At 51.4% G+C, this 8,842-nt stretch carries 11 protein-coding genes; 5 read left to right on the top strand and 6 right to left on the bottom strand.

The window, feature by feature from the left end:
- The 3 genes from QXG22_04750 to QXG22_04740 all read right to left on the bottom strand — a co-directional run.
- Positions 1 to 423: (2Fe-2S) ferredoxin domain-containing protein (locus QXG22_04750; protein ID MEM0359298.1), on the bottom strand; the 423-nt coding region annotated here is incomplete at its 3' end.
- On the bottom strand, positions 420 to 1,088 hold the full coding sequence (gene nuoE, locus QXG22_04745) for an NADH-quinone oxidoreductase subunit NuoE (GenBank protein ID MEM0359297.1): 669 nt from the start codon (positions 1,086 to 1,088) through the stop codon (positions 420 to 422). The genes nuoE and QXG22_04750, both read right to left, overlap by 4 nt.
- Before the next feature lie 339 nt (positions 1,089 to 1,427).
- On the bottom strand, positions 1,428 to 2,456 hold the full coding sequence (locus QXG22_04740) for a phosphate uptake regulator PhoU (GenBank protein ID MEM0359296.1): 1,029 nt from the start codon (positions 2,454 to 2,456) through the stop codon (positions 1,428 to 1,430).
- Positions 2,457 to 2,596: 140 nt separating this feature from the next.
- On the opposite strand from QXG22_04740, the gene QXG22_04735 reads away from it, so the two are divergent.
- The 5 genes from QXG22_04735 (at position 2,597) to QXG22_04715 (ending at position 5,864) form a co-directional block, all read left to right on the top strand.
- Positions 2,597 to 2,764: a hypothetical protein gene (locus QXG22_04735; protein ID MEM0359295.1), complete on the top strand. Its 168-nt coding sequence runs from the start codon at positions 2,597 to 2,599 to the stop codon at positions 2,762 to 2,764.
- 71 nt (positions 2,765 to 2,835) lie between these two features.
- Positions 2,836 to 4,545, top strand: a complete 1,710-nt coding sequence (locus QXG22_04730; protein MEM0359294.1) for an NAD(P)-dependent methylenetetrahydromethanopterin dehydrogenase — start codon at positions 2,836 to 2,838, stop codon at positions 4,543 to 4,545.
- Between the two features lie 34 nt (positions 4,546 to 4,579).
- On the top strand, positions 4,580 to 4,867 hold the full coding sequence (locus tag QXG22_04725) for a hypothetical protein (protein ID MEM0359293.1): 288 nt from the start codon (positions 4,580 to 4,582) through the stop codon (positions 4,865 to 4,867).
- Positions 4,868 to 4,925: 58 nt separating this feature from the next.
- The gene (locus QXG22_04720; protein ID MEM0359292.1) at positions 4,926 to 5,663 is read left to right on the top strand and encodes a metallophosphoesterase; all 738 of its coding nucleotides are present in this window, start codon (positions 4,926 to 4,928) and stop codon (positions 5,661 to 5,663) included.
- Between the two features lie 3 nt (positions 5,664 to 5,666).
- The gene (locus QXG22_04715; protein ID MEM0359291.1) at positions 5,667 to 5,864 is read left to right on the top strand and encodes a hypothetical protein; all 198 of its coding nucleotides are present in this window, start codon (positions 5,667 to 5,669) and stop codon (positions 5,862 to 5,864) included.
- A gap of 116 nt (positions 5,865 to 5,980) precedes the next feature.
- Here QXG22_04715 and QXG22_04710 read toward each other — a convergent pair whose 3' ends face one another.
- The 3 genes from QXG22_04710 to QXG22_04700 are packed head-to-tail and all read right to left on the bottom strand — an operon-like array spanning position 5,981 to position 8,800.
- Positions 5,981 to 7,159, bottom strand: a complete 1,179-nt coding sequence (locus QXG22_04710; protein ID MEM0359290.1) for a redox-regulated ATPase YchF — start codon at positions 7,157 to 7,159, stop codon at positions 5,981 to 5,983.
- On the bottom strand, positions 7,156 to 7,494 hold the full coding sequence (locus QXG22_04705; GenBank protein ID MEM0359289.1) for a DUF2095 family protein: 339 nt from the start codon (positions 7,492 to 7,494) through the stop codon (positions 7,156 to 7,158). The genes QXG22_04710 and QXG22_04705 overlap by 4 nt, the downstream gene beginning before the upstream one ends.
- A 1-nt stretch (position 7,495) precedes the next feature.
- Positions 7,496 to 8,800, bottom strand: a complete 1,305-nt coding sequence (locus tag QXG22_04700) for a sugar phosphate nucleotidyltransferase (GenBank protein MEM0359288.1) — start codon at positions 8,798 to 8,800, stop codon at positions 7,496 to 7,498.
- Positions 8,801 to 8,842: the final 42 nt, after the last annotated feature.

The raw sequence follows: 8,842 nt of genomic DNA, 5'->3' as shown, positions 1-8,842 counted from the left end.
GAGGGAGAGGAGGAGCTTTTGCTGGTGGCGGTAGAAGGGGAGGTCGGAGGCCTTCCTGATCCTCTGTCCCGTGACGGGATCCTGATAGAGGAGGCGGTCTACCACCCCTCCCGAAACCACGGCATCCACAATTTCTCTAACATCGGAAGGTCTGACCGAAACATAAAAGGTCTCGTCCGGATAAACCGTGACCACGGGCTCCCTCTGGCAGAACCCGTTACAACCCGTCTCCTTTACCTCTATCCTTCCCACCAATCCCCTGCTTTCTATTTCCTCCTCCAAAGCTGCTAGGACCTTATCACTCCCAGCCGCCAGGCCACAGGCCGATTTGGTGCAGATGGTGAGGAGGGGGCGATTGGGATCCCTACCCCTAAGAAGCTCCTCCCTCCATCTGCTCAAGTCTGCAGGTGATTTCAGCCTCATTTTCTCACCCTCGCCTCCACTTCTGCGGGTACGGCTGAAGGCGCGGCTTTTACTCCGAACTTTTCCAGCAGCTTCGCCACGGAAGCTGGCGTGAGGTTCCCGTAGTAGTCATCGTTTATCATTATCACAGGCCCTATCGCACAACATCCCAAGCAGTTGACCGTCTCAAGCGTGAACTGGAGATCTGGGGTGGTTTCTCCGGGAGAGATGCCCAGCAGATTCATTATCCTCTCTAAAATCATCTGCGAACCCCTCACTTGGCAGGAAGTACCCATACAAACTCTGATCAGGTTCCTTCCCCTTGGACTCAGGGTGAAAGCCTTATAGAAGGTTACGATGCGGTAAACGTTGCTCAAAGGCACGTTGAGTTGCTTGCTCACTTCAAAGAGGACCTCCATCGGAAGCCAGCCCAATCCCTTCTGAAGTCTCAACAGGATTTGAATCAGTTTGGTTCTGTCATAACCGAATTCTTCCAAAACCTTGTTCACGAGATTGCCCATTCCGGTTAACTTCATTTGCTGTTCGGGCTGTGATTCTGGACCCCTCTCCTTCGCTCCCTCTGGCAACTTGACCTTAAACCTGCAGCGGGGACAGGTGGTATAGAAAGCCCCCTTTCCGCGGTAATCCCAGACGTATCCACAGTGCTGACATTTTACCTTACTCACCTACTCACCAACCTAATTCTTTCCCCGGATTTTATATACTTTTCCCTTATAATATATAAATTGGATTAATCGAATATATTTTGTATTTTACCTCCTTAGAGAGACATAGTGGTTTAAAATCACCATCGCACATGTGCCCATCCCGTTCCCTCACACGATGGGCACATCAAATAATCTTTGGTTCTACCGGTTCCTCCACATAACCCACACTTAGTGGGAGGGAAGGCCACCATCACACTTCCCTTTCCCTTACAGGCGGGACATTTCGCATTACAACATCCCCAGCCGCTTCCCCTACACCAAGCACAGACAACGCTGACCACTTCTTCTTTTTTCATTTTATTCACTGGATCCGTCCTGACTCTGAATGGGGTAACCAAAAGTATGGTTGATCACTGTCTTAGCTATTTCCCCTCCACAGGTATAGATATCCATGAGGTTGGCCCTCACCAAGCAGGTTGAACACACCGCGAAAGGACGTTTTTCCTTCTTGGCCATCTCCCCCAATACCAGCATGTTCAGCTCGTCCATCTCTCCCGCTGCGTCCAGTACTTTGTTGGCCTTTTCTGTGTCCTTGTTCCAAAAAGCTTCCACCGCTTCTTCAAAATACAAATAGGAAGCTTGTCCCATGTTCACCATCTTTTCCAGCACGGAAGGATGGAACTTCTCCTCTTGGTGGATAAGCAAGTTAGAAATGTTTACCGTCAAATCAGCCACCCTTTCCATCTGTTGGATGAAATTCTGATAATCCAAACAATCCAAGAGATTGATCCCTATCTTTCCCGCTATCACGGGATCAAAGGCTGCATTCCGCAACATTCTAAGAAGAAGGAGGGAAAAACGATCCACATCCTCGTCTAGAGAGGCAACGGTCTTAGCCAGCTCCGCGTTCTCTTCTTGGAGAGCTTTAAGCATGTCCGCACACATGGAAGCCACAATGGTATGCATCCTTTTCATGCCAGTGTGAAGGGAAATCTTCGACATGTCGAGTAGACTCTCTACGAGAAATTCTTGGGAATCGGCTTTCATGATTCTCAGGTAAAGTTTGCCAGCTATGTCCCTCACCGTTTGCTGTTGTTCGGCGTTGAAAACCTCCCTGGATACAATCCGGAAGCGGGAGATCCCATTTAAGTATCCAGAAACCACCTCCCTGATGAATACTTCCTTCTTCTTGTCCTTCTCGAAGTTGATGGTGAGCTCCCTTTCCTCTTCTCTGAGCTCCTTTGGGTAAACAAACAAAGATCCATCTCCCTTCATACCCAGGTAAACGGTCCTACCTGGTTTCAATCCATGCAAGTCCACCCATTGCTTGGGAAGTGATATTACTAGGGTCGATTTTCCCAGTTGGACTACCTTTCTCGGTTGCACAGTTTATATTTTTTCTTTACGCATATATATTTCTTTGGTCCAGTTTCTAAATTTCTCTCTTCCCTTTTAGTATATACATTTGAGTTGTTATATGTATTATAAGGAAAAAGTATTTATTTTAATAGCTTCCGAAGAAAAGGATGCTGAAGATAAGGGTGGAAGAGCGCTTCGGAAAGCTCAAAGTGGTGGTATACCTTCCAAAGCCAAATAATAAATGGATGTCCAACGGCGGATACAGGATCTCCCCCAAAAAATCCCTGACTTCTTTCCTCAAAAATTTAAATGTTGACTTATATTTTTTTAAATAAAGTATATACTGTCGAGAAGAATTTAAAAAATCTATTCCAAAAGTATATAAAAGGGCAGAAAGTATGTATAGATGGAGGTGAGAAAAATGAAAACCCTCGAGTTGGAACCCCTGGAAAAGAAATGGACAGTGCTGATGGTGGAAAAGGAGTACGACGAGCCCCTCTGGGAACACGACGAGGTTCTGTTCCCCCGTCTTCCAAAAGCCCTCGAAGTGATTCGAACACCCTCAGCGGCCTTCAGGGAATTCCTTTGGGAACTCTTGACGAAGGAAAAGCCTGACTTCGTCACCGAAGAGAGGGGAAGGAGGAGCGAGAGAGAATTCTACGAGGAAAACCCAATAGCCCAAATATGTTCTGAGAAAGGAATACCCCTCTACCCCGCTGACGTTGACGAAAATGCCAGATATTACCTAGAAGGAAAAGTGAGTGAACTTAAGGAGAAAAGGGATGAAATCTTGAAAGTATTGGCGCGCAAGAAGAAAAGCGAGAAGCTCTCCCCACAGCAATTCGAGTATCTGAAGGCCTATGTCCAGTACCTACACCAAGAACTGGAAGAGGAGATGAGGAAGGCCGAGTTCGAAGTTAGAGAAGCTTGGATCACCATGGGAATCTTGGAAAGGGCTAGGAAGGTGGAAAAAGACGAAGTGCTGGTGGTACACCTGAGTAGTCCCAGACACATAGAAGGTGTGGCGAAGCTTCTCAGATCGATGGGGGCGAACCTCATCCATGTGAAACTGGAGAAGAAGGCCCTCCCCAACCTGAAAATGAATTTTCCCCCCACCAGGTTGGGGAGGGACCTCGAATTGCCTGGTTTCGAGGTAACCCCTGCGGTGAGGATCGTGGAAAGAGAAGAGATGCCTTTCCTCCTTTTTTTCCTCGATACCGAGCCCCACGTTAGTCCCTTCGACATCTCTTTAGCCTACGATGTGGGATTCGACGCCGTCATCCCGTATGCAGGAGTTAAGGCGGAAGATGCCAGAAATATCGTTCAGGATGCCCTTTTCTCCAGAGGTCCAAAGGGGGTGAAACGCTCCACTTTTCTCATAGGAGGGAAATCTCTGGAGGAAGCCGAGAAAATCCTAAAGGTGGTGAAGGAGAGCATGTTTCCACCCTTCGAGACCTCCGTGGTGATAGATCCCCATGGGGCCTATACCACCTCCGCGGCCTTGGTGGCCAAGATAGAGGAAGGAGTGAAAAAGCTGGGGATGGTGAGTGAGGGCTTGAAAGCAGTGGTGCTCGCTGGAACGGGACCGGTGGGGATGGCCTCGGCCACTCTCTTAGGTAGGTTGGGCTTCCAAGTGTACCTCACCTCTAGAAAAGAAGAGAGGGCCAGAAAAAGCGCCCAGGAAATCCTGGAGAGGTGGGGTGTCAAAGTGGAAGGAATACAAGTGGACGATCAAGAAAAAACCTTCGAGCTTCTCAGGGATGCTTACGTGGTGGTAGCGAGTGGAGCACCCGGAGTGGAGCTGGTCTCCGAGCAAACCCTGGAGAGGTTGGAGGGAAGCGAGAAAATCATGGCTGATGTTAACGCCGTTCCACCGAGTGGAATCGCGGGACTGAGACCTGACTACGATCTACAGGAGTTCCGCCCAAGAATCTTCGGCATAGGAGCGCTGGCAGTGGGCAAGCTCAAGAACAAGACGGAGAAGGAGATACTCACCAGGGCCAAGACGATGGGAAAAGGGGTTTACGACTTGGACTATGCCTTCAAGACAGCTAGGGAACTGCTCAGGGAAAGAAAGAGGGAAATGAAACTCGCCCCACTTCAAATCGCTTACTGAACTTTTTTAAATTCCTTGAAGGAAAAGAGAAAAGATGGGAGTCGACCCCAGCTGGCTCGTTCCCCTCGTTGCTCCTTTCCTGATAGGACTAGTAGTGGGAGCTATGATCAAAGCGGCTGCAAAGTTCATCATCCTCTTGCTGGTGCTGGTGGCCATTCTTGCCGTGACTGGATCCATCGCCTTCTCCGTCGAAAACCTGCTGGAAAGGGCCATGGATTACCTACCCAATCTCCTGAAAACGGGAAACACCATTAAAGACATCCTTCCCTACACTTCCCTGAGCTTCATCCTAGGCCTGCTGCTAGGGCTCTGGAAGCTCTAAGACCTTGAAGATTTGCCCTGTCGTGGGCTCTCCTGCGCTCTTTCTCTCCTCCGAAGGCATGCGGGTACTGGTAGTGGCCGATCTCCATTTGGGGATAGAAGGGGAGCTGGCAGAACAAGGTATTTCTCTTCCCAGCCAAATTCCCTCCGCACGAAGAAAACTGGAGGAGCTCATAAGGAGGAAAAAACCCGACAAGTTGATCTTCCTAGGAGACGTGAAACACAACGTTCCTACCAGCACCTGGAGGGAATGGGCCGAACTTCCCTCCTTTTTCGAAGCGTTGTCGGAACTGGTGGAGGTAGAAGTGGTGAAGGGAAACCATGACGGAGACATAGAAGGGATGGTACCTCCGGGGATAAAAGTACATGACCCTGAGGGGATAAGGGTGGGAAAGGTAGGACTCCTGCATGGCCACACCTGGCCTTCCCCCGAGCTGTGGAATGCGGGAGTACTGGTTTGTGCCCATAGCCACCCTGCCGTGGAGTTCAGGGATTCCCTAGGGGGCAGACTGGTGGCCCCAGTCTGGCTGAAGGGAAGGGTGGACACCTCCCTCCTCCCCCCGAAAAGGAAGAAGGGGGTGGAGGGCGAAAGGGAACTCATCGTGATGCCTGCCTTCGGGGAGCTGGTAGGAGGGTATGCCGTGAACGGACCTTCTTCGGAAGAACTCTTGGGTCCCCTCTTCAGATGCGGCGCCGTGCGCCTGGAAGAGATGGAGGCCTTCCTTTTGGATGGTACCTATCTGGGAAGGGTGAAGTCCCTTCCAGCAAGGAATAACTATCCTGAGGAAGAAGGATAAAAGATGGGAGCGGTTTTCAGACCGGAAGACGTGAGGAGGAGGGACTGGATAAGGAAGGCCCTGAGGGATTTGAGCCCCGAAACCGCGGAGAAGGTGGAGGAGCTCTTGAGGGTTCAAGGGGAGGGATGGAGGGAAGAACTGGAGAGGTTGGTGGGAAGGGAGAAGAGCAAGAGGTTGCTGGAAGAACTGGGGATGGGATGATGGTCCTGAAGGGTTTGATTTACTTACTCCTTGCCTTCTTCTTCTTGGGCCTTTATCTCCTCCTCCGCCGTTATAAGACGGAGGAGCCCATGGGAAAGGCCGAATCTTCCTAGAGGCTATCTACCCTTGGCGGCCACGATGCTTATCACGTCACCGTCCTTCAACTGATAGTCTTCCCCAACCCTACGTTTCGTTCTCGCATCTATGGCGTAGAGAAAGGATTCTCCCAACTCTGTGTGGATTTTATAGGCTAATTGTCTGGCCGTGGTCCCCCGCGGAACCAAAAAGGCATCAGGGAGAACATTTCCTTCCTTATCCGTAAGCTTGTTCTCGTCCTCCACGGGATATACCGCTATCAGATTCAGGAACTTATAAACGGCAGTATCCAGGCATTCCTGCACCCCCGTACTCCCCCATTTTTCTAGGTATCTCTTCACGGCCTCCAGCGCCTTGAGCTGTTCTGGAGTGAGGACCTCCGGTTTGAGGATGGAAAAGGAAGAATCGCCCGGACGATAGGAGATGAGGCCCTTGACCGCGGCCCTTCTGAGGAGCAATTCGGCCTCCGAACTTACGGGAACCACCACATAACCTGCCGCGCGCATCCTCTCCACATTTCTTTGGGCTGGTTCTAGGTCGGCCTTGTTGGCCACCACCATGATGGGCTTGCTCAGCTTCCTGAGCTCCCTCGCCAGCTCAAGCGGATGGGAGGGATCCAGGGGTGCCCGCTGAAGGGCCAAAGAAACCTGCTCCTCCGTGATGCCCAATCCGCTCAACCTCCTTGAAAGTTCCTTTTCCAAATCTTCTCCTCTGAGCTCCACCGTCCTGGTGAATTTCTTCCATCCCCTCTCCAGAATACCGCACAACCAAAGATCTATTTCCTCTTCCAGGAAAGCCAGGTCCTCGAGGGGATCGTGGGTTCCGGGGGGACAGGGCCTTCCGTTTTCATCGGTGGAACCAGCTGCATCCACCACGTGTAGCAGGGCCGAGGCCATGCGAAGGCTATCCAAGAACCTGTTCCCCAACCCCTTTCCCTGATGCGCCCCCTTCACCAGACCAGCCACATCTATTATCCTCACGGGTATGTACCTCACTCCTCCCATGCAGGTGGAGTTTCTCGGATGGCATTTTACCCCAAATTCCACGCATGGACATTTCCCCCTCACGTAAGCCACTCCCACGTTGGGTTCGATGGTGGTGAAGGGATAGTTGGCCACTGGCACATTGGCGAGGGTGACGGCATTGAAAAAGGTACTCTTACCCGTGTTGGGCTTCCCCACTAAACCCAGTTCTATCATGGAAAACCGAAGTGCTCAAAGTAATAACCAGGTTCCTTTTTGCTCCCGAAGCTCCTCACTCCCTTTTCCTTCAGCTGCTTCCTCAGTGCCTCCGCATACTCGTGCGTGATCTCTCCTCTTTTCTCCAAGTAATCGATGATCTCTTCAGCCTCCCTCTCCGTGTCACACCTGCGCAGGAAGTCCACCGCGGAGGGGGAAAACCCCTCACCCATCGCCGCTTTTTCCGCCTCCCCTTCATCCGTTCTGCTCCCCGAAATCCTCACCGTACCTTCTTTCCCCATCTCCCTCGCCAGATGGGGGAAGAGTTTCTTGAACTGCTCCGGGGTGAACTCCAAGTTATTCCTCCGAAGTCCCCGCCTCGGCCTCCCCTCCCCAGCTCCTCTTTTCTATGAAGGGCCTAGCGAGGAAGATCTGTCTGGGGGGAACGTCCTCGTAGATCACCGCTCCAGGTCCTATCGCCGAATAAGGACCAATCTTCACTCCGGGATTGATCATGCAGTTCACTCCCGTCTTCACATAATCGGCTATGATGGTCCCGAGCTTCCTTCTCCTGGTCCCCACCCTGTTTCCCTCCACTTCCATCTCCACCTCCGCCTCATCCAAACGCAGGTTGGCAATGGTGGTCCCGGCACCAAGGTTGCACCTGCTTCCTATCACGGAATCACCCACATACGAAAGGTGGGCGATGTGCGTATGATCCATGATGATGCTGTTCTTGATCTCCACTCCATGCCCAATCCTCACGTAATCTCCTATATAAGTACAGGGCCTTATGTAACAGTTTGGTCCTATATCACAGTATCTTCCTATGTAAACCGGACCCTCTATGTAAGAACCAGATCTTATCCTAGTTCCTTCCCCCACATAGACGTTTTCCTCTATGTGCACTCCAAATTCTATCTTTCCATGGACTTCCCCCTTCTGTCTCTTCAGGAAGTGTTCGTTGGCCACCAAAAGGTCCCAAGGTCTTCCGAGATCGGCCCAAAAGTTCAGGGGGGAAGCATAGATCTTCTTCCCCTCATCGAGGAGCAACTGCAGGGAGGTGGTGATCTCGTATTCCCCCCTCTCAGATCTCTCCGTCCTCTCTATGGCCCTAAAGATTTCGGGAGTGAAGATGTAAACCCCTGCATTAACGGTTTTGACTTCACACACTTTGGGCTTCTCCTCCACCCCCACCACCCTCTCCCCCTCCAAAAAGACCACCCCATACTGGCTTGCATCCTCCACCTCGGAGATGGCCAAACACCCCCCGAAGTCCGGGGAAGAAGCCTTCTCCGCATGAAGGTCCAAAAGGCGTCGGATGGAGGCCTCATCCGTGAGGGTATCCCCATTGATGACCAAGAAATCCTCCTTTCCCACCCATTCCCTCACCAGTGAAACGGCCTGTGCCGTGCCCAAGAGCTGCTGCTGGTGGAAGTAGGTTATCTTCAGTCCCAGCGATGAACCATCCCCATACCTCTCCATGATTTGTTCCTTTCCGTATCCCACCACCATTCCAACTTCGTCAAAGGCATCGATGAGGAGTTCCAGAACCCGATCCAAAGCTGGCTTACCCGCCACCGGAAGGAGGAACTTTGGGCGGGTGAAGGTGAGGGGACGCATCCTCTTCCCCAACCCCGCTGCCAATACCACTGCCTTCATCAACTCTCCTCTTCCACCTCCGGATTTATTTTTACCTAAATG

Source organism: Candidatus Hadarchaeales archaeon, assembly GCA_038736355.1.
Taxonomy (GTDB): Archaea; Hadarchaeota; Hadarchaeia; order Hadarchaeales; family WYZ-LMO6; genus WYZ-LMO6.
This window is presented reverse-complemented; position numbering and strand designations above follow the sequence as displayed.

Excerpts from the sequence above, each read along its gene's own strand:
- QXG22_04710 (MEM0359290.1), bottom strand. The coding sequence starts at position 7,159 with ATGATAGAACTGGGTTTAGTGGGGAAGCCCAACACGGGTAAGAGTACC.
- QXG22_04720 (MEM0359292.1), top strand. The coding sequence starts at position 4,926 with ATGCGGGTACTGGTAGTGGCCGATCTCCATTTGGGGATAGAAGGGGAG.
- QXG22_04715 (MEM0359291.1), top strand. The coding sequence starts at position 5,667 with ATGGGAGCGGTTTTCAGACCGGAAGACGTGAGGAGGAGGGACTGGATA.
- QXG22_04700 (MEM0359288.1), bottom strand. The coding sequence starts at position 8,800 with ATGAAGGCAGTGGTATTGGCAGCGGGGTTGGGGAAGAGGATGCGTCCC.
- QXG22_04735 (MEM0359295.1), top strand. The coding sequence starts at position 2,597 with ATGCTGAAGATAAGGGTGGAAGAGCGCTTCGGAAAGCTCAAAGTGGTG.
- QXG22_04725 (MEM0359293.1), top strand. The coding sequence starts at position 4,580 with ATGGGAGTCGACCCCAGCTGGCTCGTTCCCCTCGTTGCTCCTTTCCTG.
- QXG22_04730 (MEM0359294.1), top strand. The coding sequence starts at position 2,836 with ATGGAGGTGAGAAAAATGAAAACCCTCGAGTTGGAACCCCTGGAAAAG.